Source organism: Xenorhabdus sp. SGI 60, assembly GCF_056632175.1.
Genome location: NZ_CP196860.1, coordinates 461,354 through 484,338, shown reverse-complemented (window position 1 = coordinate 484,338; position 22,985 = coordinate 461,354). Strand labels below are relative to the sequence as shown.

Annotated in this window: 26 protein-coding genes; 21 read left to right on the top strand and 5 right to left on the bottom strand. The window is 46.0% G+C overall.

The window, feature by feature from the left end:
- Position 1: 1 nt before the first annotated feature.
- Genes mlaC through mlaF form a run of 4 tightly spaced genes read right to left on the bottom strand, consistent with a single transcriptional unit; the run spans position 2 to position 2,779 of the window.
- A complete protein-coding gene (gene mlaC, locus ACSJJG_RS02210) occupies positions 2 to 631 on the bottom strand; it encodes a phospholipid-binding protein MlaC (protein ID WP_481088313.1) in 630 nt (209 codons plus the stop codon).
- A gap of 34 nt (positions 632 to 665) precedes the next feature.
- Positions 666 to 1,178, bottom strand: a complete 513-nt coding sequence (mlaD, locus tag ACSJJG_RS02205; protein ID WP_481088312.1) for an outer membrane lipid asymmetry maintenance protein MlaD — start codon at positions 1,176 to 1,178, stop codon at positions 666 to 668.
- Between the two features lie 4 nt (positions 1,179 to 1,182).
- Positions 1,183 to 1,965, bottom strand: a complete 783-nt coding sequence (gene mlaE, locus ACSJJG_RS02200; protein WP_481090352.1) for a lipid asymmetry maintenance ABC transporter permease subunit MlaE — start codon at positions 1,963 to 1,965, stop codon at positions 1,183 to 1,185.
- Between the two features lie 10 nt (positions 1,966 to 1,975).
- Positions 1,976 to 2,779 carry a phospholipid ABC transporter ATP-binding protein MlaF gene (gene mlaF / locus ACSJJG_RS02195; protein ID WP_481088311.1) on the bottom strand — a complete coding sequence of 268 codons (804 nt, stop codon included), beginning with the start codon at positions 2,777 to 2,779 and terminating at the stop codon, positions 1,976 to 1,978.
- Between the two features lie 231 nt (positions 2,780 to 3,010).
- Between mlaF and ACSJJG_RS02190 the strand changes: the two genes are divergently transcribed.
- The 17 genes from ACSJJG_RS02190 to rnk all read left to right on the top strand — a co-directional run bounded on the left by ACSJJG_RS02190 (position 3,011) and on the right by rnk (position 16,052).
- On the top strand, positions 3,011 to 3,988 hold the full coding sequence (locus tag ACSJJG_RS02190; RefSeq protein ID WP_481088310.1) for a calcium/sodium antiporter: 978 nt from the start codon (positions 3,011 to 3,013) through the stop codon (positions 3,986 to 3,988).
- Between the two features lie 24 nt (positions 3,989 to 4,012).
- The gene (gene kdsD, locus ACSJJG_RS02185; protein WP_481088309.1) at positions 4,013 to 4,981 is read left to right on the top strand and encodes an arabinose-5-phosphate isomerase KdsD; all 969 of its coding nucleotides are present in this window, start codon (positions 4,013 to 4,015) and stop codon (positions 4,979 to 4,981) included.
- Between the two features lie 68 nt (positions 4,982 to 5,049).
- Positions 5,050 to 5,613, top strand: coding sequence for a 3-deoxy-manno-octulosonate-8-phosphatase KdsC (kdsC, locus tag ACSJJG_RS02180; protein WP_481088308.1), 564 nt, complete (start codon positions 5,050 to 5,052; stop codon positions 5,611 to 5,613).
- A gap of 18 nt (positions 5,614 to 5,631) precedes the next feature.
- Positions 5,632 to 6,225: an LPS export ABC transporter periplasmic protein LptC gene (lptC, locus tag ACSJJG_RS02175; protein WP_481088307.1), complete on the top strand. Its 594-nt coding sequence runs from the start codon at positions 5,632 to 5,634 to the stop codon at positions 6,223 to 6,225.
- Entirely contained in the window at positions 6,206 to 6,754 is a 549-nt protein-coding gene (gene lptA / locus ACSJJG_RS02170) for a lipopolysaccharide ABC transporter substrate-binding protein LptA (RefSeq protein ID WP_481088306.1), read from the top strand. Before lptC ends, lptA begins: the two co-directional genes overlap by 20 nt.
- A 6-nt stretch (positions 6,755 to 6,760) precedes the next feature.
- Positions 6,761 to 7,486 carry an LPS export ABC transporter ATP-binding protein gene (lptB, locus tag ACSJJG_RS02165; RefSeq protein ID WP_481088305.1) on the top strand — a complete coding sequence of 242 codons (726 nt, stop codon included), beginning with the start codon at positions 6,761 to 6,763 and terminating at the stop codon, positions 7,484 to 7,486.
- Positions 7,487 to 7,555: 69 nt separating this feature from the next.
- Positions 7,556 to 9,001: an RNA polymerase factor sigma-54 gene (gene rpoN, locus ACSJJG_RS02160; protein WP_481088304.1), complete on the top strand. Its 1,446-nt coding sequence runs from the start codon at positions 7,556 to 7,558 to the stop codon at positions 8,999 to 9,001.
- Positions 9,002 to 9,024: 23 nt separating this feature from the next.
- A complete protein-coding gene (gene hpf, locus ACSJJG_RS02155) occupies positions 9,025 to 9,312 on the top strand; it encodes a ribosome hibernation promoting factor (protein WP_099130964.1) in 288 nt (95 codons plus the stop codon).
- 193 nt (positions 9,313 to 9,505) lie between these two features.
- Positions 9,506 to 9,973, top strand: a complete 468-nt coding sequence (ptsN, locus tag ACSJJG_RS02150) for a PTS IIA-like nitrogen regulatory protein PtsN (protein WP_481088303.1) — start codon at positions 9,506 to 9,508, stop codon at positions 9,971 to 9,973.
- A gap of 40 nt (positions 9,974 to 10,013) precedes the next feature.
- Positions 10,014 to 10,865 (top strand): RNase adapter RapZ, encoded by an 852-nt coding sequence (rapZ, locus tag ACSJJG_RS02145; protein WP_047768744.1) that lies wholly within the window; start codon positions 10,014 to 10,016, stop codon positions 10,863 to 10,865.
- Between the two features lie 17 nt (positions 10,866 to 10,882).
- Positions 10,883 to 11,155 carry a PTS phosphocarrier protein NPr gene (gene npr, locus ACSJJG_RS02140; RefSeq protein WP_481088302.1) on the top strand — a complete coding sequence of 91 codons (273 nt, stop codon included), beginning with the start codon at positions 10,883 to 10,885 and terminating at the stop codon, positions 11,153 to 11,155.
- Between the two features lie 323 nt (positions 11,156 to 11,478).
- On the top strand, positions 11,479 to 11,763 hold the full coding sequence (locus ACSJJG_RS02135; protein ID WP_481088301.1) for a hypothetical protein: 285 nt from the start codon (positions 11,479 to 11,481) through the stop codon (positions 11,761 to 11,763).
- Entirely contained in the window at positions 11,742 to 12,320 is a 579-nt protein-coding gene (locus tag ACSJJG_RS02130; protein ID WP_481088300.1) for a nucleotidyl cyclase domain-containing protein, read from the top strand. Before ACSJJG_RS02135 ends, ACSJJG_RS02130 begins: the two co-directional genes overlap by 22 nt.
- A gap of 207 nt (positions 12,321 to 12,527) precedes the next feature.
- Positions 12,528 to 12,713 (top strand): hypothetical protein, encoded by a 186-nt coding sequence (locus tag ACSJJG_RS02125; RefSeq protein ID WP_481088299.1) that lies wholly within the window; start codon positions 12,528 to 12,530, stop codon positions 12,711 to 12,713.
- 83 nt (positions 12,714 to 12,796) lie between these two features.
- Positions 12,797 to 13,894, top strand: a complete 1,098-nt coding sequence (locus tag ACSJJG_RS02120; protein WP_189761399.1) for an ISAs1 family transposase — start codon at positions 12,797 to 12,799, stop codon at positions 13,892 to 13,894.
- A gap of 307 nt (positions 13,895 to 14,201) precedes the next feature.
- A complete protein-coding gene (gene alr, locus ACSJJG_RS02115; RefSeq protein WP_481088298.1) occupies positions 14,202 to 15,434 on the top strand; it encodes an alanine racemase in 1,233 nt (410 codons plus the stop codon).
- A 207-nt stretch (positions 15,435 to 15,641) separates the two neighbouring features.
- On the top strand, positions 15,642 to 16,052 hold the full coding sequence (gene rnk, locus ACSJJG_RS02110) for a nucleoside diphosphate kinase regulator (RefSeq protein ID WP_481088297.1): 411 nt from the start codon (positions 15,642 to 15,644) through the stop codon (positions 16,050 to 16,052).
- A gap of 50 nt (positions 16,053 to 16,102) precedes the next feature.
- On the opposite strand, the gene pmbA is transcribed toward rnk, so the two are convergent.
- Positions 16,103 to 17,446 (bottom strand): metalloprotease PmbA, encoded by a 1,344-nt coding sequence (pmbA, locus tag ACSJJG_RS02105; protein WP_481088296.1) that lies wholly within the window; start codon positions 17,444 to 17,446, stop codon positions 16,103 to 16,105.
- Between the two features lie 198 nt (positions 17,447 to 17,644).
- Here pmbA and yjgA point away from each other — a divergent pair, with 198 nt between their 5' ends.
- From yjgA to ACSJJG_RS02085, 4 genes are all read left to right on the top strand, one after another.
- Positions 17,645 to 18,181: a ribosome biogenesis factor YjgA gene (gene yjgA / locus ACSJJG_RS02100; RefSeq protein ID WP_481088295.1), complete on the top strand. Its 537-nt coding sequence runs from the start codon at positions 17,645 to 17,647 to the stop codon at positions 18,179 to 18,181.
- Between the two features lie 218 nt (positions 18,182 to 18,399).
- A complete protein-coding gene (locus ACSJJG_RS02095; RefSeq protein ID WP_481088294.1) occupies positions 18,400 to 20,157 on the top strand; it encodes a type VI secretion system baseplate subunit TssF in 1,758 nt (585 codons plus the stop codon).
- Positions 20,158 to 20,189: 32 nt separating this feature from the next.
- The gene (locus ACSJJG_RS02090; RefSeq protein ID WP_481088293.1) at positions 20,190 to 22,190 is read left to right on the top strand and encodes a type VI secretion system Vgr family protein; all 2,001 of its coding nucleotides are present in this window, start codon (positions 20,190 to 20,192) and stop codon (positions 22,188 to 22,190) included.
- On the top strand, positions 22,187 to 22,978 hold the full coding sequence (locus ACSJJG_RS02085) for a DUF4123 domain-containing protein (protein ID WP_481088292.1): 792 nt from the start codon (positions 22,187 to 22,189) through the stop codon (positions 22,976 to 22,978). Before ACSJJG_RS02090 ends, ACSJJG_RS02085 begins: the two co-directional genes overlap by 4 nt.
- The last annotated feature ends 7 nt before the right edge of the window (positions 22,979 to 22,985 follow it).

Sequence of the window (22,985 nt, the reverse complement as noted above, 5' to 3'; positions counted from 1 at the left end):
ATCACTTTTTCTTTTCTAACGTGATCGGTGCTTTCGCGCTGATGGCTAATTGTTCAGTCAGGCCATCAATACCTTTCTGACGCAGGATATCCGCCCATTCATTCTGCTTGGTCGTGATCATGCTTACACCTTCTGCGATCATGTCGTAAGCCTGCCAATAACCTGTCTTACTGTTTTTACGCCATTGAAAATCTAAACGAACTGGCGGCTGTCCATTAGGATCGGTAATCGTGACACGAATAGCCACTATTGTCTTATCACCCAACGGCTGTTCTGGTGCAATCTGATAATCTTGTCCGTGATACATCGCCAAGGCCTGACCATATGCCTGCTCCAGATAGGATTCAAACGTCTTGAAATAAGCATCTCGCTGCTCCGGTGTCGCTTGTTTGTAGTAAGGCCCCAGAACCAGTGCGCCTGCATATTTTATCTGTACATAAGGCAGCAATTCCTGACGCACAATCTGGCGCAAAACGTCTGGATTAGCCCGAATTTTCGGTTGCTCGCTCTTCAAATGGCTAAACGTTTTTTCCGCCGCATCTTTCATCAATGCGTAGGGGTTGGTTTGATCTGTAGCGCTGGCCAATGGCGCAACCACCAGCAACGCAATCATAAGTAATCGCTTAAACATAAGTGTTATTTCTCCTAAGCAGTGGATTGCTAACTTAATGTGCTTGTTCAGGTGCCGAAGCGGATTTTCCTTGACTCCCGCTACTACTCTTATACAAGAACTGACCAATCAAATCTTCAAGTACCATCGCAGGCTTGGTATCTTCAATACGATCGCCATCTTTCAACATGGCAGACCCTAAATCAGGGTCATCAAACCCGATATTGAGAGAAATATATTGCTCTCCCAGTAACCCTGAAGTTCGGATAGAAAGCGAGCTGGTATTTGGAATATTGTCGTATTGCGTGAAAATATCCAATTCAACTTGTGGTGTATAAGTTTTGTGATCCAGCCAGATTTTCTCCACGCGACCAACAACGACTCCGCCAACTTTCACCGGTGAACGTACTTTCAGACCACCAATATTGTCAAATGTGGCATATACACGATAAGTTGGCTGGCTGCCGAAAGATCGGATATCTGCAACTTTGAGGCATAAAAATACGATTGCAGCCAACGCAATCAAGACAAAAGCCCCCACCCAAATTTCATTTTTCTTGCTTTGCATCGACTTAGTTCCCAAACATCAGTGCTGTCAGCACAAAATCCAAACCCAATACCGCCAACGACGCATGAACTACCGTGCGCGTCGTCGCCCTGCTGATCCCTTCCGATGTTGGGATAGCGTCATAACCATTGAACAGTGCAATCCAGGTTACCGTAATAGCAAAAGCCACGCTCTTGAGAAAACAGTTAAGCAAATCTTTTTGCCATTCCACCGCAGATTGCATGGACGACCAGAAAAAGCCACCATCAATGCCTTTCCAATCAACACCGACTATTGCACCGCCCAAGATCCCCACAGCCACAAAGATCAAGGAGAGTAAAGGCATACTGATAAAACCAGCCCAAAAACGCGGGGCAATAACGCGGCGCAGCGGATCAACCGCCATCATTTCCAGACTGGAAATCTGTTCAGTGGCTTTCATCAAACCAATTTCTGCGGTCAACGCTGAACCCGCTCGCCCCGCAAACAGTAATGCAGTCACCACAGGCCCCAATTCACGTAGTAGTGATAACGCCACCATCATGCCAAGGCTGCCTTCCGCGCTAAATGTGGTTAAAACCAGATAGCCCTGTAAGGCCAACACCATGCCAATAAACAGCCCTGAAACCACAATAATCAGAAGCGACTGCACACCTACGCTATACAGTTGCTGACGCAATAGTGTCCATTGTTTGGCTGGCTCTGGCTTACCAATGATTGCATTAAACAGCATAAAGCCCGCACGACCGAATGAAGCCGTAACCTCAATCGTACGTCGGCCCATTGCTGCTAATGCCCGTGTTAACATCAACATTCCATCATCCTAATAACTCAGTTTTGTAATCCCCGGCAGGGAAACGGAAAGGTACAGGTCCATCAGCAATACCATCAAGAAACTGCCGTACCCGTTGATCCTGATTCATTCTCAACTGATCTGGAGTACCTTCTGCGATCACTTTCTTCTCAGCCACAATATAAGCATAATCGGCAATACTCAGTACTTCAGGCACGTCGTGGGAAACCACAACACATGTAACCCCAAGCGCATGATTCAGCTCATCGATCAGCTTCACCAAAACGCCCATCGTGATGGGGTCTTGACCCACAAAGGGTTCATCAAACATGATCAAGTCAGGATCGAGTGCAATCGCCCTTGCTAATGCGGCTCGCCTTGCCATACCGCCAGAGAGTTCCGATGGCATCAAGTGCGCAGCGCCGCGCAACCCTACCGCTTCCAGCTTCATCATCACGGTTGTGTGAATCAACGTTTCAGGCAGTTGGGTATGCTCACGCAGGGGAAAAGCCACGTTGTCAAAAACATTCAGATCGGTGAACAAGGCACCTGACTGAAATAACATGCTCATTTTCTTGCGGGCAGCATACAGACGCGGGCGGGACAATGCCGGAATATTATCGCCATCAAACCAAATTTCACCGCGCTCAGGGCGAATTTGCCCCCCAATCAAACGCAGCAAGGTGGTTTTTCCTATACCAGAAGGTCCCATAATGGCGGTAATTTTTCCTTTCGGAACGGTCAGATTAATATCAGCAAAAATCGGGCGTTGGCCTCGGGTGAAATGCATTCCGCAGATCTCAATAAGATTTGCTGTTTGTTGACTCATTATTGATAGCCCCTAACCGTTAATAGAACTGTCTTCATGACTGTATTTAAATAATTAATAATGCATACTACAAAAAATTGTCCAATTTTGCGTTAGCAATGTTGTGACAAATTTTACTTTTTATCGCTTGATCGTCAGAATGTATAAGTCTAGCTGAATAAACATTCCATGTTTAAAAATCAACCATTATTAGCATTATGCTCGGAATAAAACTTATTTAAGGGAACCCCCATGTTTCTGACAATTGTACTGCTCATTACCGGGTTGATTTTACTGGTGTATGGTTCCGATAGATTAGTTTATGGTGCGGCCGTTTTTGCCCGCACCATGAAAATTCCCCCTTTTATTGTCGGCCTGGTTATTATGGGAATAGGAACCTCGCTGCCAGAACTGATGGTTTCTGTCACAGCAATTTTAGACGGGCAGCCAGACATGGCCATAGGTAATGCCATTGGTTCCAATATTACTAACCTGTTGCTCATTACGGGAGCCGCAGCGCTCATTCGGCCAATCGGGGTAAAATCAGAAATTCTGCGACAAGAAGTGCCCCTAATGTTGGCGATCACCGCATTTGCAGGATATTTGTTGTCCAATGGCTACCTGAGCCGACTGGATGGTATTCTTTTAGTGCTTTCAGCCCTCTTCTTTATTTCTCTGATGATAAAGATGACCGCTTTCTCTCAACACAATAGGGTTGATAGCTATACCCAGGAACGAAATGCCGAATTGCCGGTCGAAGGCAACAAAGGAATTGCGCTTCTTTGGGTCGTTCTGGGGTTAATTATTCTTCCCATTTCTACCCGCATGGTGATTGATAATGCAACCGTTATTGCACGTATTTACGGTGTTAGCGAACTGGTGATTGGCCTGACCATGCTTGCCGTAGGAACCAGCTTGCCCGAGCTTGCCACCACTATTGCTGCGGCCATAAAAGGTGAGAATGACATGGCAATGGGCAATATTGTTGGCTCAAACGTATTCAATACCACCCTTGTTCTGGGTGTCCCAGCCATACTTTCCCCCAGTGCCTTTTCACCTCAAGCATTTTCCCGGGATTTTTGGGTCATGATGGCAGCGAGTATACTATTCACGGTATTTTGCCTGGGAAGAAAGCATCGACTGAACCGATTAAACGGCATCTTGCTACTGGGCTGTTTTATCGCTTATTTTGTCGTACTTTTTGTTTCTAATTATTACAGTACTGAGTAATTGCCAATTGAGTGGGAAATAAAAATGCCTAAAATCGATTTTCAGCAAGCAGGTAAGCAAGTATTACAGATTGAACTTGAAGGGCTGATTGGCCTGGAACAATACATTAATGACGATTTCAGCCAAGCCTGTGAATTAATGTTTAGTTGTGAAGGAAAAGTCATTGTGATGGGGATGGGCAAATCTGGTCATATTGGACGAAAAATCGCTGCGACATTTGCCAGCACCGGTACACCTTCGTTCTTTGTCCATCCTGGCGAAGCCAGCCATGGAGATCTCGGCATGGTTACAGCAAAAGACATCGTGCTGGCGATTTCCAATTCCGGTGAATCAAATGAAATTCTGGCGTTAATTTCCGTACTCAAGCGGCAAAAAGTTCCGCTCATCTGCATGACAAATAATCGCAACAGTAACATGGGCAAAGCCGCAGACATCCACTTGTGTATCAAAGTTCCACAAGAAGCCTGCCCATTGGGATTAGCTCCCACCACCAGCACCACCGCCACACTTGTCATGGGCGATGCATTAGCCCTTGCGCTCTTGCAGGTCCGAGGCTTTACGGCTGAAGACTTCGCTCTTTCCCATCCGGGTGGAACACTCGGACGCAAACTTCTGCTGCTGGCCAGTGATTTAATGACCACGGGTAATGACATTCCCCGGGTTCCCCGTACAGCGACGCTGCGTGAGGCTTTGGTGGAAATCACCCGCAAAAAATTGGGCATGACGGTTATTTGTAATGATGACATGCAGATCAGTGGTATTTTTACCGATGGCGATTTACGCCGTGTTTTCGATATGGGCATTGATTTAAACAATGCAAAAATCTCTGATGTCATGACTGCCGGCGGTATTCGTATTAAACCCAATGCACTGGCGGTTGATGCGTTAAACCTGATGCAATCACGCCATATCACCTCACTCTTGGTCACAGAAGGTGACAAATTACTTGGTGTATTACACATGCACGATCTTTTGCAGGCCGGTGTTGTGTAGGCCGGTCTTCTATAAAGCAAGTAAACTGATACAAACAAGCATGATATAAATCTTAAGAGAATGTCTTAATGAGTCAAAAAGAGTACCTGGACACCTGTTATGGCCCAGTTAATAAAGTTATTATCGAAAAAGCCTGCCAAATCCGTTTACTGATTTGTGATGTCGATGGCGTCATGTCTGATGGGCTTATCTACATGGGCAATGAGGGCGAAGAGCTGAAAGCCTTTAACGTTCGTGATGGTTATGGCATCCGCTGTTTAATCACCTCCGGTATTGAAGTTGCCATCATCACTGGTCGCAAAGCAAAATTGCTGGAAAATCGGGCAGAAACACTAGGTATTACATATCTTTACCAAGGACAAAACGATAAGGTTTTGGCGTATAAGGAACTGTTGGATAAACTAGCGTTGCAGCCAGAGCAAGTCGCCTATATTGGTGATGACCTTATTGACTGGCCTGTCATGGCACAAGTGGGATTATCTGTTGCAGTTGCTGATGCCCATCCATTACTGTTGCCAAAAGCAGATTATGTGACTCAGATTGCCGGCGGTCGCGGTGCAGTCAGGGAACTGTGTGATTTGGTGCTCTTCGCTCAGAATAAGCTCGAAGATGCCAAAGGATTATCCATATAAATTAAAACTGAAAAAAGAATGAGCAAAATTCAATCCTGGCTGATCGCACTACTGGCACTGATCGCGCTTGCGCTGATTGGCTGGAATTTATCGAGTGTAAATGATGATGCCTCATCAGCCATTGTGGATGATGGTTATCCTGCTTATCAAACACAGGAAGCCATTACTTTTGTCTACGATCCGGAAGGTAAGTTATCTTACAAACTGGTCGCTGACGATGTTAAAAACTATACGGAAACTAAACTGACCTGGTTTACCAACCCGGTATTGACAACATTTGCCCCCAATGGCTCCCCTGGAACCCCGATAGCAACATGGACAGTGCGTGCCAACAAGGCCAAACTGACCCAGGATAAGATGCTCTATTTGTACGGGGATGTCCAAGTGGATAGCCTGAACGATGCGTCACAATTGCAGCGGATCACAACAGACAATGCGATCGTCAATCTGACAACCCAAGATGTCGCATCTGATGACCGAGTCACTCTTATTGGTGTCGGTCTGAAATCTGTTGGCATGAAAATGCGCGGCAATCTGCGAAACAAAACTGCTGAACTGATTGAAAAGGTGACCACTCAATATGAGATCCCACATGCACAACCTAATCCGTAATTCCGTTATTGCCAGTACACTTTTTGCCGTCAGCCTGCCCGTACTGGCCTTAAAAGATGATACAAAAAAACCCATTACTATCGACTCAGCAAGACAGTCGCTAGATTTAACGGGAAACGTTGCCACATTTACGGATAATGTTATCGTAAAACAAGGCTCGATCGACATTCATGCAGATAAAGTCGTTGTTACCCGCCCGGAAGGAAATTCAGACAAGACAGTTATTGAAGCATTCGGTAATCCTGCCACTTTTTACCAATTGCAAGATGATGGTAAACCCCTCAAAGGCCATGCATTAAAGATGCGCTATGAGATGGATAAAGAACTGGTTACCCTAACGGGAAACGCCTATCTTGAACAGCTAGACAGCAATATTAAAGGCGATAAAATCACTTATCTCGTACCGACACAACAAATGGAAGCGTTTAGTGATAAAGGTAAACATGTCACCACCGTCCTGTTACCTGCCCAGCTGCAAGAAAAGGGTTCTGGTGTTAATGGCGCGGACACTCAGAAAAAGGGTAAATAACGACTGATGGCAATATTAAACGCAGAAAATCTGGCGAAAGCCTACAAAGGCCGTAAGGTCGTTGAGAACGTCAGCCTAAACGTGAAGTCGGGGGAGATTGTTGGCTTACTTGGTCCTAATGGAGCAGGCAAAACCACCACTTTCTATATGGTCGTCGGCATTGTTCCCCGTGATGCCGGTTCTATCACCATTGATGAAGAAGATATCAGCCTGCTGCCCCTGCATGAACGTGCACGCCGAGGGATAGGTTATTTGCCTCAGGAAGCTTCCATCTTCCGTCGTTTGAGTGTATTCGATAATTTGATGGCGGTACTGGAGATCCGCAAGGATCTGAATCAGGAGCAGAGAAAAACACGTGCAGAAGAGTTGATGGAAGAGTTTCACATCTCTCACTTGCGTGATAGCCTTGGTCAATCACTTTCCGGTGGTGAACGCCGTCGTGTGGAGATTGCCCGTGCACTGGCAGCCAATCCCAAATTCATTCTGTTGGATGAACCTTTTGCCGGTGTTGACCCCATTTCCGTACTGGATATTAAAAAGATCATTCAACATCTACGGGATTACGGGTTGGGCGTACTGATTACTGACCACAATGTGCGTGAAACACTGGATGTCTGTGAACGTGCCTATATCGTCAGCCAGGGTCATTTGATTGCCCACGGTACTCCGAATGACATCCTGAATAACGAGCAGGTCAAACGCGTCTATTTAGGTGAAGGTTTCCGCCTTTAATTTTTATCCTTCTGTCAGATGCGATTCAGGGAACTATTCAAGCTAGGTTAAGGAGAAAATGGTAACGTTATGAAGCAAAGTTTGCAACTCAGGCTCAGTCAGCAATTGACCATGACGCCACAACTCCAGCAAGCCATCCGTTTGTTACAACTGTCTACGCTTGAGCTTCAGCAGGAGATTCAGCAAGCTTTGGAAACGAACCCACTGCTTGAACAGGATGACCCGCATCAGGAAGTGGAGAATCAGGCACTTTCTGATACTGATGCCGAAACCGAAGTCATGGATACCCGTGAAGCGCTTGAACAGAGGGATATGCCTGAAGAGCTACCGTTAGATGCCAGTTGGGATGAAATTTACACCGCTGGCACGCCTTCAGGAACTCACAGTGACTATAGCGCTGATGATTTCCCCGTATATCAGGGAGAAACCACCCAAACCTTGCAAGATTATCTCATGTGGCAGGCCGGATTAACGCCCTTTACCGAAACAGACGCTGCCATTGCCACTTCAATCATTGACGCCATTGATGACACCGGATACCTGACCATTTCTATCGAAGAGATCCTTGCCAGTATTGGTGATGATGAACTGGCTTTGGCAGAGGTCAAAACCGTTCTCAAACGTATACAACATTTTGATCCGATCGGAGTTGCTGCCCGTGACTTACGCGAATGTTTGCTTATCCAGCTTGCAATGCTGCCGCCAAAGACACCTTATCTGAATGATGCCAAACTTATTGTCAGCAACTATCTGGAACTACTGGGTAACCGAGACTTCCGTAATTTATTACGTCAGAGCAAATTAAAAGAGAGTACCCTGAAAAGGGCCATTGATATCATCCAATCTCTGGAACCAAAACCTGGCCTGGTAGTCAATATCGGTGAACCCGAGTACGTTATTCCAGATGTATTGGTACAGAGAGAAAATGGGAGCTGGCAAGTCAGGCTAAATACCGATAGCATCCCCCGTCTGCGCATCAACCAACACTACGCAGCACTGGGACAACGGGCCAACAATGAAAGTGACAGCCTGTTCATACGCAATAACTTGCAAGAGGCCAAATGGCTGCTCAAGAGCATCGAAAGCCGTAATGAAACATTGCTGAAAGTCGCCCGCTGTATTGTTGAACGACAACAAGATTTTTTTGAATATGGTGAGGAACACATGAAACCACTGGTATTGGCTGATATTGCCTATCAGATAGACATGCATGAGTCCACCATTTCCCGCGTGACGACCCAGAAATACCTGTATAGTCCACGCGGGATCTTTGAACTTAAATATTTTTTCTCCAGTCACGTCAATACCGACAGTGGTGGTGAAGCTTCTTCTACCGCGATACGTGCTCTGGTGAAAAAACTGGTCGCGGCAGAAAACCCGGCCAAGCCACTGAGTGACAGTAAACTGACCAGTATACTCGCTGAACAAGGTATTCAAGTGGCTCGCCGGACTGTCGCAAAATATAGAGAGTCGTTATCCATCCCGCCTTCAAACCAACGTAAAAAATTGGTTTGAACAACACAGAGAAGGAAAACACTATGCAACTCAATGTTACAGGCCACAATATTGAAATCACCGATGCACTTCGCAACGTTGTGAACACCAAATGCGGCAAATTGAATCAATATTTCGATAAAATTAACCTCATTCAGGTCATCCTTCGAGTAGAAAAGGTGCAACGGATCGCCGAAGCTACAGTGTATGTTAATGGAGGTGAGTTGCATGCAACCTCAGAACATGAAGACATGTATGCGGCAATTGATGTACTGGTAGATAAGCTGGCGCGTCAATTGACCAAACACAAAAGTAAATTGAGACAACATTAATCGCTTTTAGGCAACGGGGCTGTCATAAAATTATCACTGTTCTATCTATAACACCGTCTATAACGTCCTATAGTGCCCGGTAATGAATACTGGGTAATTAGTGCGATCTGTAGATCGGTTTTAGAGCGCAGTGCATTAATACCGGATGCCTCATCAGGCATCGGGTATAACAAGGCCCTAAGTGAATAAAGAAATGAACAACGAAACAGATTTACCACTAAGCTCTGTGCTTTCACCCGAATGTACACGCAATAACGTACCTTGTTCGAGTAAAAAGCGCGTCTTAGAGATTATCAGTGAGCTGGCATCAAAACAGCTTGAACTGCCGGAAAATACCGTATTCGAGGCTATTCTTTCGCGCGAAAAAGTAGGCACAACAGGAATTGGCAACGGGATTGCGATCCCTCACGGCAAATTAAATAAAGCGTGTTCGGATAATGCCGTTGGGGTATTTTTACATCTGGAACAACCCATTACCTTTGATGCCATTGATAATCAACCTGTTGACTTGCTGTTTGCTTTATTGGTGCCATCAGACCAGTGTCAGACCCATTTACACTCACTATCATTGATTGCAAAGCGCCTTGCAGATAAAAACCTCTGCCGTCGCCTGCGTTCAGCGCAGAGTGATGAAGAACTGTATAAAATTATTACTGAATAAATAGCGATTATAATTATAAACATTTAGGGGGAGTCACCTCATGGTGCTGATGATAGTCAGTGGTCGTTCAGGTTCTGGGAAATCCGTTGCTTTGCGGGCACTGGAAGATATGGGCTTCTATTGCGTGGATAACCTGCCTGTTGTGTTGCTGCCAGAATTGGCAAACACACTGGCCGAACGTGATATCTCGGCTGCGGTTAGCATTGATGTCAGAAACATGCCCGAGTCGCCAGAAATTTTTGAAGAAGCACTGACGCAATTGCCTGACAGTTTTTCACCACAGTTACTGTTTCTTGATGCGGATCGTAATACCCTGATCCGCCGCTACAGTGACACACGCCGTCTGCATCCACTCTCCAGCAAGAACCTGTCACTGGAAAGTGCCATTGACCAAGAAAGCGATTTACTTGAACCCCTGCGCTCACGCGCTGACTTGATCATTGATACCTCTGAAATGTCCGTTCATGAACTGGCGGAAATGCTCAGGACACGTCTATTAGGCAAACGGGAACGAGAATTGACTATGGTGTTTGAATCCTTTGGATTCAAGCATGGTATTCCTATCGATGCAGACTATGTTTTCGATGTGCGTTTCCTGCCAAACCCTCACTGGGACCCTAAACTGCGTCCAATGACTGGTTTGGATCGCCCTGTGGCAGCATTTTTGGATCGCCATACAGAAGTTCATAATTTTATTTATCAGACCCGTAGCTATCTTGAGCTTTGGCTACCCATGCTGGAGACCAATAATCGCAGCTATCTGACGGTCGCTATTGGTTGCACAGGCGGTAAACACCGTTCAGTCTATGTGGCAGAACAGTTGGCTGATTATTTTCGTTCCCGTGGCAAAAACGTGCAATCACGCCACCGCACACTGGAAAAACGCAAATAATACGCATAACACAAGTCATGACAGTCAAACAAAGACTTGAAATTAAAAATCGGCTCGGAATGCATGCCCGGCCTGCAATGAAACTGCATGATCTGGTACAACAGTTTCAATCAGAAGTGATTCTGCGCAATAGCAGTCACTTACAGGCCGAGGCCCGCAGCGTCATTGCCATGCTGATGCTGGATTCTGAACAAGGCAGCCATATTGACGTTGAAGTCAACGGACCGGATGAACAACAAGCACTGGCGGCCATTATCGAACTCTTCAACGCAGGATTTGACGAAGAGTAACACGCCCTTCTCCCATAAATATTGACATTGAAAAAAATATATAAGGACTTCAAGTTAATCAAGACGAATATCTCCCGCTACGCGGGGAAATATAACACGCATCTTGAAATTGGATTGGTATATAGCTTGAGTCTTAATTTATTTCCTGATATATAACAGGTAATGCAATAATTATTCCTTTATTGCAAAACAACCTTATATTCAATACTTGAAATCGCACATTAGTGAAAGAATAAATAGCCAATATTTAGCTTTCCGATTACATAAATTAAAAGCCTTAATTCCAGCCATCAAGGCAACTATAAAAAAATAAGTTAAAAAGAATGAATGCAGAAGAAAAAACAACTGAACCTCGTTCCGATAATGATCTGATAGAGTTAATTAATTTCAATCTCGACTGTGCTGAAAAAGAATGGCAACAAGTCCGGCATAAATTAAATGAATATAAAAATGAAACTAATATACCCATGAATTTTATTAGTGATAATTTCCATGATAATATTAAAAATAATAATAAAATTAACACGGCTGAATCGATAAATTACCCATTCCCTTCCGACTTCAGTTACAAAGATACATTAATCCAGTGTCAGAAAAAGAAATGGTAAAAACGTTCATACCTGGCTATCCTCTCTTAGAGAACAACAAACCTGAAGTTGGTGAATTCGTGGTATTCATGATGGATATGAGGGACTCCAGCTCTAGTTTCAAACAGCTTCCCACTTCTCCTGTTATAGAGTGTGGTTTACAAAGAATTATCTATGAGACATCCGCTTTAATTCCAGCGATTGTTTATACAGCCGCTCAAGAAGGTGGAAAAGCAACCGAGTTACTGGGTGATGGAGCATTAATCCTTTTTCATATTGATTCTAACAACCGGGTTAATGTAATCAATAAAGCTTATCTAGCTGCTGAACAATGCATTAATAATACAATTAATCATGTTAATTCTATTTTATGGAATAGATATAATTTCCCGCCTTTAAGAATTGGCATAGGCCTTGCCTATGGGCCTGCCATCATTAAAGTTATGAATGTGAACGGATATCATCCTAAAGTAATAGGCCAATGTGTTTGGAAAGCAACAAAATTAAGTCACGGAGAAAATACGATAGGCTTGTCAGAAGAAATGCAAAAAATATTAAATTTGAATAAATCTTGTTGATATTATATACCAATCTAACTTCAATATGCGTGTGTTTTCTCCCCGCTTCGCGGGGAGAAAACAGGTTTCATATCACGTTGTAAATTGCAACTTGAAGTTTAATGTGTATAAAAATAGTTAGCCAAAAAGCGCTGCGAAAAATCACTAAAAATCTTACCTGGTTTATTCCCCCATCGCAGGTTCAACTATCAGCATATTTTACAAAATATGGGAATTCATCGCATGTTATTGGGAACGCCTGAAATGATCGCTGATGATGTGGAAAAATGGTTTTTTGGAGAGTGCCGCCGATGGGTTCGGGCTGACTATACAGAACAGATACGCTTCGGTGTGTCCTCTTGCCAAGGCAGGGCGAGATCTCACATTTTTAGCAAGGTTATTGAGGTTAAATAAAGACCAGAATATGACTTTCTATAGCTATTTCTCCCATTAAAACGCTAAGATCACGCTATTCCATAAAAATAGCGATCATAACAATGAGTATTTTTTATTTTATCAGCAAGATAGATGACCCACGTTCTGACATCAATAAAAAACATGAATTGATGGATGTGATTTTTTTGGCTTTTGCAGCCGTGTTATGTGGTGCATCAGGTTGGAAATCGATTCAAGAATTTGGTGAGATACAAATCGAGTGGCTTAAAAAATATACGCGCTTTACTCATGGTATTCCTCGTCGTCACTGTATTGCCAATATTATCAAAATGATAGAACAAGATGCCCTGGTTGAAGCCTTTTATAGCTGGGTAAATCAGCGCCGGCTCAAAGCAGGAAAAAGCCTTATCGCTATTGATGGAAAAACGATGAAAGGGACGTGTAAAGGGACTCTGTTTGAAGCCCTGCATATAGTCAGTGCTTATGATGTGGACTCCGGTGTTGCCCTGTATCATCGGACAGCCGAAAGTAAAGGCAAAGAAGGTCCGGTTGCAAGACAACTGATTGAATTATTGGCGCTTGATGATGCGATCGTCACGATGGATGCGCTGCATTGCCAGAAAGAAACGCTTGAGTTAATTACTCAGCGGGGGGGCGACTTTATTGTTGCCGTTAAAGGTAATCAGAAAAGTCTGGCTGAGTTTGTTAAATCCCATTTTGCTGCGCATTATGAAAGTCATGAGCTTGTTGAATTTACAGAGAAAAGTAGAGGTCATGGGCGAGAAGAACTCCGTCACGTTATGCAAATTCCTGTGGCATTACCCGAAGGGCTTCAGGAAAAATGGCCTTCAATACAATCGGTTATAGAAGTAGTCAGTGAACGCAAAGTGAAAGGCCAAGCCCCCCATCGTGACTCACGCTGGTATGTCAGTTCATTGCCTTTAGATGCGGAACTGGCGGCCACAGCAATAAGAAGACACTGGTCGGTGGAAAATGAACTGCATTGGGTTTTGGATGTCACCTTTAGGGAAGATGCTATTTCGCTTAAAGATCCTGATGGTGCGGCACAAATGGCGCTTTTTAATCGTATAGCACTCAATGTGATTAAACAAAATACCAGTATAAAAGATAGTCAAGTGGCTAAACGTCGAAGAGCAACGTGGTCAGCAGAATTCCGTAGTCAGCTTATCTTTGATTGAATTAAATACAAAGTGGAATCCCGCCCTGCTTGCCAAGGCAAACGCAAAATCAGTGATTAAAACTAACCAAAGATAAAAAATCATTAATATAATCTGTTTGTTAAATCTTAACTAAGAGTAAAAATAAGACGTTTTGATTATTAACCTAGTTAATTAATCTAATTATTTATAAATAGTATGATATAGATAATAAATGTTAGCTTTCAATAAGTTAACCATGTGAAATTAAATCAGAAAAAACTTATTATTAAAACGCAATTACACGAAGAACATTATATATACAGTTCCTAAACTGGAGATTTACTTCATGCGTTTTAATAAAACCACACTGGCAATTCTTCTTGGTTTGAGTCTGTCCCAAGGTGTTACCCAAGCAGCGCCTGTACTCTCTTTAGATAACACCCAGGCAGAAAGCATCGCAGCAACCAATAACGCTTGGGTTGAAATCAATACCACTACTTTCGAAAATAATATTCACACGCTGCAAAAGAAACTGAATAAAGGCACTAAAATGTGTGCGGTTTTGAAAGGCGATGCTTACGGTCATGGTATCGATCTGCTGATGCCATCCATCATCAAAACTGGCGTACCTTGTGTAGGCGTCACCAGTAATGAAGAAGCCCGCATCGTGCGTGAAAGCGGCTTTAAAGGACAATTGATACGTGTCCGTACGGCTGATATCACTGAAATCGAAAGCACACTGGGCTATGACATGGAAGAGATGATCGGCGATCTGGATCACGCCCAAGCTATTGATGACCTGGCCAAAAAACACGGTGAAGCCATTCGCGTTCATCTGATGCTGAACACTGGTCTTATGAGCCGTAATGGTTTGGAAATGAAAACTGAGCAGGGCAAGCAAGAAGCTTTGAAAATTGCTCAGTTACCTAACCTGAAACTGGTTGGTATGATGAGCCACCATGCATTCACCGATCTGGATGCAATCCGTGACAGCATTAAAAACTTCAAAGAACAAACTTCCTGGCTGATCAAAACAGCAAATCTGAACAGAGACGAAATCACGCTGCACGCATCAAGCTCTTTTGCATCACTCAGCATTCCTGAAGCACAGTTCGACATGGCACGCGTTGGCAGTGCGCTGTACGGCATTCTGACCACTAGCCACCCAGAATTCAAGCCATTGATTCAAATGAAAACCCGTGTTGCTTCTGTTAAAACCTATCCTAAAGGTAATGGTGTCGGTTACGACAACACTCACATTCTGCAACGCGATTCCAGGCTCGCTAACTTGCCGGTTGGTTTCTCTGATGGCTTTAGTTCTGCCATGTCAAACAAAGCTTACGTTCTGATCAACGGTCACCGTGCCCCTGTTGTCGGTAGCGTTTCCATGAACACCGTGATGGTCGATGTGACTGACTTGCCGGAAGTGAAGAGTGGCGATGAAGTGGTTATTTTCGGTAAACAAGGTAACGACGAAATCACCCAGTCTGATATCCAGAAATGGGGAGGAATGCATGTTGTTGAGCTTTCTTCCATTTGGGGAGAAACCAACCCACGTATCGTAACGACAGGCTTATAATCTACAGTTCAAAATGATGGCAGACTGTTCTTCTTTTCCATGACGGATAAGCCTTGTTTCATTAACAATGCAAAACAGTTCGTGATCATGATCTCTTTATTTTCGTGGCAGAACAGCCTAATATCATTTTATTCACTTTGAAAATAACACCCCCCCTCCTTGCGATGTGGGGTGTTATTTTATATTGAGCATAATTTGGAGTGTGGTATGAAAAAACCTAAAATCATTATCAATGAATTGGATGCCGAACGTTTAGATTCTCTGTTGGAACAACCTGCTTTTGCCAATACCCGCATCGCAGAGGCCTTGAACGAAGAGTTGGATAGAGCCGAAATAGTAGCTCCGGTAGATATCCCAGCCGATGTTGTCACCATGAACAGTGAAGTTCGCTTTATTGATCTGGGCAGTGATGAAGAGCGTGTTCGTACACTGGTCTACCCTGCTTCCCTGCAAGACAGCACCAAACATCTGTCCGTCATGGCTCCTTTAGGTGCTGCCCTTCTGGGGTTGCGGGTGAATGATAAAATAACATGGAAGTTGCCAAACGGTGAAACAACTCGAATAAAAGTATTAGAAATACTTTATCAGCCAGAAGCCGCGGGTGAATATCACCGCTAATTTCCAGCCAGCTCAGTGACACCAAACTGGCTGCTGTTGATTGAGTATCCCTACTGACCGGCGATACTCATTTCCGGCAGTAACACCGAACCACACTGAATATTACTGCGTGTTTCGATATCATCACCGATTGTCACCATATTCGCCCACATCTCTTTCAAATTGCCTGCAATGGTGATCTCACTGACAGGATATTGGATCTCGCCATTCTCAACCCAAAAGCCGGATGCGCCGCGAGAATAATCACCTGTCACCGCGCTAACCCCCTGCCCCATCAGCTCAGTGACGATCAAGCCAGTGCCCATTTCACGCAACAAGCCAGCAAAATCCAGACCCTGACCAGCAATACGCCAGTTATGAATTCCACCTGCATGGCCCGTGTTCACCATTCCCAATTTACGGGCAGAATAGGACGTCAGTAACCAAGTCTGCAAAACGCCCTCCTTAACAATATCACGTGATATTGTACGCACGCCTTCACTGTCAAATGGCGTTGAAGCTAGCCCACGCAATAAATGCGGCTGTTCTTCAATCGTCAGCCATGAAGGCAAGATCGGTTTGCCCAGGCTATCCAACAAGAAAGAAGATTTACGATAAATGCTGCTACCGCTGATCGCGCCAACCAAATGACCGAACAACCCCGTAGCCACCTCCGCAGAAAAGATAACTGGCGCTTTCATCGTTGGTAATTTACGCGCGCCCAGACGAGAAAGCGTACGACGCGCACACTCTTGCCCCACCCACTCAGGCGATTCCAACTCGTCAAAATGGCGGCTCACGGTATAAGCATAATTGCGTTCCATATTGCCATCTTGCTCGGCAATCACACAGCTTGACATAGAATGACGACTTGAGCAGTAGCTTTGCAGCATACCGTGGCTATTACCAAACACCCGAATACCATAATGGCTATTGAAACTTCCGCCTTCCGTATTGGTAATGCGCTCATCTGCCTGTAATGACGCTTGTTCAGCACGGGCTGCCAACTCAATCGCTTTATCTGCATCCAGATCAGCGGGATGGAAAAGATCCAACTCAGGCGCTTCAAATGCCAATAACGCTTTATCGGCCGGGCCAGCATAAGGATCAGGCGAAGTATAACGTGCAATATCAATGGCGGCCTGCACAGTACGGGCAATCGCTTCTGGGCTGAGATCTGTTGAGGAAGCGCTACCTTTGCGCTGCTGGTGATAAACCGTGATCCCCAATGCGCCATCACTGTTAAACTCAACATTTTCGACTTCACTAAAACGAGTGCTGACGCTAATCCCCGTCGTTTTATTGACCGCGACTTCCGCAGCATCACTACCGGCTTTCGCTAACTCCAGCGCATGGGCAACCGCCTCTTCCAGCAGTTTGCGCTGTTCCGCGATTTGTTGATTGGTAACTATCATTAATTAACCGTAATCCAATGAAGTAAAGGGAGAATTCGTCAGAAAAAATGCCTGCTTCCGATTCATGACACGAATGTAGAGTGGTAATCAGGCAATTTTCCCAGTTACAATACACAATATTAGGATGTTAACACCCACCGGACGATAGGTCATGCTCCAAAACATACCTTATCCGGCCTTTTTAGAAGGAAAACAATTATGGCAATGCAGCCTGAAGATTGGCTCGACAATTATCCTGCTGAAGAGGAAGAAGAAGAGATAATCTGGGTCAGTAAAAGTGAAATCAAGCGGGATGCTGAAATACTGAAAAAGTTAGGAACGGAACTGGTTGAACTGAGCAAAAATCAACTGGCGCGAATTCCACTGGATGAAGATTTGCTGGCAGCGATTGAGTTGGCACAGAAAATCAAACGGGAAGGACGCCGCCGTCAATTGCAATTAATTGGCAAACTGTTGCGCGCCCGCGATCCTGAGCCAATCACTACGGCGTTGGATAAACTGAAAAACCGTCACAACCAGCAAGTCATTGTTTTACATAAACTGGAAGAACTACGTGACAAACTGCTCGAAAATGATGATGCCTTTGAAGAAGTCGTCGCACTGTATCCACATACTGATCGCCAGCAACTTCGCTCATTGGTCCGTAATGCGAAAAAGGAAAAGGCCGCTAACAAGCCACCTAAATCCTACCGCCAAATTTTCCAGTATTTAAAAGAGTTATCGGAATCAGCTTAACCCACCATGACCGCCATTTCGTTAAGAATTGGCGGTCATTTCGGCAGTTAGTATCCCCATATCCTGCCAAAACCCGCCAAAAATTGGATTTAATTCGTTAATTAATTTGATTGATTAATGTGTAGAATAAATGTGCTTTTCTGTTCAACTACGCATTTTATCTCGCTGATATTCAGCATAATACCGAAACCCGATTGATAAAACATAAGTTAAATTCAATGAAAAACAACAAGGGATCGCTCTATCTAAAAGAGCGCGCTTACCTGCGAGAACTGGCTGAGCACATCGCGAAAGAGTCGCCGCATCTGGCTGAATTTCTGGTTTCCTCTCATGACCCCGATATTGTCCGTGTTTTCGAAGCCTTTGCATTTTTGATTGCCAATCTGCGGGACAAGCTGGAGGATAATTTTCCCGAAATTGTTCACGGCATGCTCTCCCGTATCTGGCCGTTAGCCCTGTTTCCCATTCCACCCACGACGATAGTACAGTTTACGCCCACGGATAATGAACATCAGGGCAGCGCCGATATCCCGATTGGCACGTCTGTGTCTGCCCGCCTTAACGGGCAGTGGCTCGACTTTAAAACCTGCCGTCCTTTGCATATTGAACCGCTGATTGTGCAGGAACGCGCAGTCAGGAAAACGGGTACTCACAGTGAAATTATCCTGACACTATGCCAAACCGGTTCGGCATCTTCTTTCTGGCAAAGCGGAGCCTTATCTTTTTTCCTTGGCTCCGATACAGAGCGCGCCGCCCAGCTCAGCCTGTGGCTGGATCAACATATCTGTGATATCAGCCTGAACACACAGGGCGAGCGGCGAACCATGAAAGGTTTTCCTTATGGCTGGCATGGCCTGCTTGACGAGCCGTTGCTGCCCACCGCCAAAAGTCCCTATTCCGGCCTGCAACCGTTGGTGGAATACTATGCGTTGCCGGCGCTTTATAACTTTGTCACGCTGGATATCAGCAGCAGTTGCTCAAAAGTCCCGCTGAATGACGATGGCACGTTTGAGCTGATTTTGCGTTTCGAAGGTGAATTGCCGCTGGATGAGGTCGAGGGGGCATTTTTGTTGGGTTGTGTTCCGGCGATTCATCTGGAAAACCAGACCAGCCCGCCAGTCCGGTTGGAAGCCGGTAATCACCGCTATCCGCTGCCATTGGGGGAATCAGTGTGCTTGTACCGGTTGCGGGAGGTTCAGGTGGTGGTGCAGCCCGAAGACAGCGAGCAGCGTGGTACGCTTTATCACTGGCTACCGATTGCGCAGTTTGTTCCCACCGGGCGTTTTTTCGATGATGATGAGCAGCCCGACACGTTTTACTACCAGCTCCAGACTGAGTCTGATTTTCTGGGCAGAACCCGCCATTGGCTGTGCTTTTTTGATTTGACCGGCAATCCGGCAAACCATCTGCCGGATATTGCTGTCTCGTGCTATTTCACCGGCTACCATGAGCAGGCACTGACGCTGGAACAGGGCGCAATTACCGTGACGCCGGAAAGTGCACCGTCGCATCTTGATGTACAAAATATTATTCCTGTGGTGACCGATTATCCGCCATTGTTACAGGAAAATAACGGCTGGCCGCTGCTCTCCTGCCTCTCCAGCCCGCCGGTGATGTTATTTGCCACCGACAGCCTGAAACAGTTTCTCCGCCTGTTTGACCCGCATAGCGAGACAAACCGTCCGTTGAGCCGCCAGTTCCGGCAACACATTGACGGCATTGTGCAGGTAAAAGAGCGCCTGACCGACTGCTTAAGGCGTGGGCAACCGGTTCGTGGGTATGTGTTATCGCTCACACTGAATCCCGGTTGTTACCGCACGCCCGGCGAGATGTACCGCTTCAGCCGGTTAATCAATCAGGCGATGGCCTGCTTTATCAGCCAGTCCACGTTCGTCATGCTGGAAATTTTTACCCCGGATAACAGTGAAGTGCGGTGGCAGTTCTGGCACGTCGATGGATTACGCCCGGCCATGTAAGAAATTCATGTCATCAACGAGAAGGAATAAAAATGAAAAGTGGATTACGTTTTACCTGCCGTATCGCGGGTGTGCCGGAAGACACCTTTGCGGTCGGCGATTTTTCTTTGCAAGAACAACTCTCTGAGCTGTTTACCCTCAACCTGACGCTGGTCAGGGCCGGTAACACGAATCCCTTTAAGCCGCAGACGGAAATTGATTTGGCCTCGCTGCTGATGCAGGAAGCGGTGTTGCAGGTTTTTTATGGTGAAACAGAGCAGCGCAAAATCACCGGGATTGTCTCTCACGCTAATTGGGTGGGCACCGAGGGTAACAGGACGCGCTATACCGTCACCGTCCGCCCTGCCTGCTGGCGTTTGACGCTCAATCAGGACAGCCGAATTTATCACCGGCAAAATGCCCCGGCGATATTAAACCGCCTGCTGAAAAAACACCGGGTAAAAGCCGATTCTAAGCTCTACGATACGCACCAGGACCGGGAATATATGACCCAGAAGCGCGAATCCGATTATGATTTTTTCAGCCGGTTAGCCGCGGAAGAAGGTATCAGTTTCTGGTTTGAGGATGAAACGCTGTTTTTCAGTGACAGCCATCTGGGCATGACCGCAGGCTTGCCGCTGCAATACCAACCCCAGCCGGAAACCGCCAACGGAACCGACACGGTTTATCAAGTACAACTGGGCGTCGGGATGAGTCCGCAACGCAGTTTCCACAAAGACTTCAACCCGGAAAATCCGCGTTATCACCTCTCCCATATGCACAGCAGCGAAGGCTTCCGCGACTTCGGCAGCCAGACCCCTTATACCGTGTTTGAAAGTTACGGGCGCTTTCAGAAAGATGCGGCCGCCAGACCGTTTTTAAAATACCGGCAGGAAGCGCGGGATAACCAGAAACAAACCGGCAGCGGCAGCAGTAACTGCATCAAACTGAGGCCGGGCAAAATTTTCGAGATAAAAAATCACCCCCATAAACCGCTGAATGTGCGCTGGCAGGTAGTCGGTATCAACCACTACGGACGCTGCCCGCAGGCGTTCGGCGATAACAGTGGCACCGGCACGACACTGAGCAACGCTTTCCGTTTTATCGACGGCCTTGCCGACTACCGCCCGCCGTTCCACTACAAACCGTTGGCCGATGGCGATGAAACGGCGATAGTCGTTGGGCCGGAAGGGGAGGAAATCTTTGTCAATAAAGATGGTGCAATTAAAGTGCATTTTCACTGGAACCGCTACGACCCGCCGGATGATAGCGCTTCGTGCTGGGTGCGTGTGGCACAAGGCTGGAACGGTAACGGTTTTGGTTTTATGGCAATACCCCGCATCGGACAGGAAGTGATTATTTCCTACCTGAATGGCGATATTGACCGCCCCATCGTCACCGGCTGCGTCTACAACGGCCTGAACCGTCCGCCACTGGATTTGCCGGCAGAAAAAACTCGTACCACGTTTAAAACCAAAACCCACAAAGGTAAAGGTTTTAACGAACTGCGCTTTGAGGATGCAAAAGGCAGTGAAGAAATCTATTTCCACGGCCAAAAAGACCTGACCGCGCATATCGAAAATGATACCTACTGGCATATCAAACATGACCAGAAGAGCCGCATCGATAACAACCGCTATCACGACATCCGCGCCGATGACCATCATCAGGTGGCCGGTTCACGCAAAATCACCACCGAAGGGGATGTCTCCCACCGGATTGCGGGTAGCCAGCATATCCAGACCGGCGATGCCACAGTGATAGACAGCGGGCAGGAAATCCACCTGAAAAGCGGCGGCAAAGTGGTGCTGGAAGCGGCGGCAGAAATCACATTGAAAGTGGGTGGCAGTTTTCTGAAAGTCACGCCGGGCGGCATTCTCTGTTCACCGATAAGTATCGGGCAGGGTTCAGGCGGCAGCGGGCGCAGGCTGGCACTGCAATTACCGGAAGGTGTGGCACCGTTGCCAATGGTGGAATTTCCGGCTAAACCGCCTTGCGCCATTCTCGCGCAGCAAGAAGAAAATTGGATTATCACCGGAGCAGAAGAAGCATGATGGAACCGACCGATTGGAAAAACTGGCTATCACAGCAGGACAGAGGCCATTGCTATTTTTTGGTCAATAGCCTGGCTAAACCGAACCCTGTCCAGACTTTTTACCTCAACGGCTGGACAGAGCAGGCATTTCCGCTCTACAGCGGTACGCCAATGGAGGCCATGCTGGAACAAAGCCCGTGGCTGATCCAACCCAAAGCAAAATGTCTGCCGGAACTGGCTTTGTTGCTGGATAAACACGAACTCAGTGATGCCAGTTGGGGCTGGGGTTATCGCAGCACCTTACCGTGGTCATTTCAGTTAGCACACTGGCGGTTGCATCAGCAGGTGTTGCTGCGTGGTCAGGTTGTGGTATTGCGTTTAATGGATAACCGTATTTTCACACCGTTGCTGCCCGCGTTGAAACCGGGGGACTGGCGTGAACTGTTAACACCGGTTAATGAACTGATGATCGATACGCCCGATCCGATGTGCTATTACCGGCCAGAGAATTGCCCTCAGGAACTGAACACGAGTTTGTTTGTGCTGGGTGATCACCTGATTGAAGCGCGTTACTCAACTGATACGATTCTCAAGAATCTGGCTTATGCGTTAAGTTGCCAGCTTTGGGAGGAAAAACCCGAATTGGCACTGAAACTGGATGAACCGGAAGGGCAATTGCAGGACAACATTTTGGCGTGGCTGAAACAGATAAGAGATGAAAAACGTAGCCTGCATAAGTTAACAATTGAGCATTTTATTACTGACAACCAACAGGTTACATTTAATAAAGATTTAAGAATAATATAATCAATAT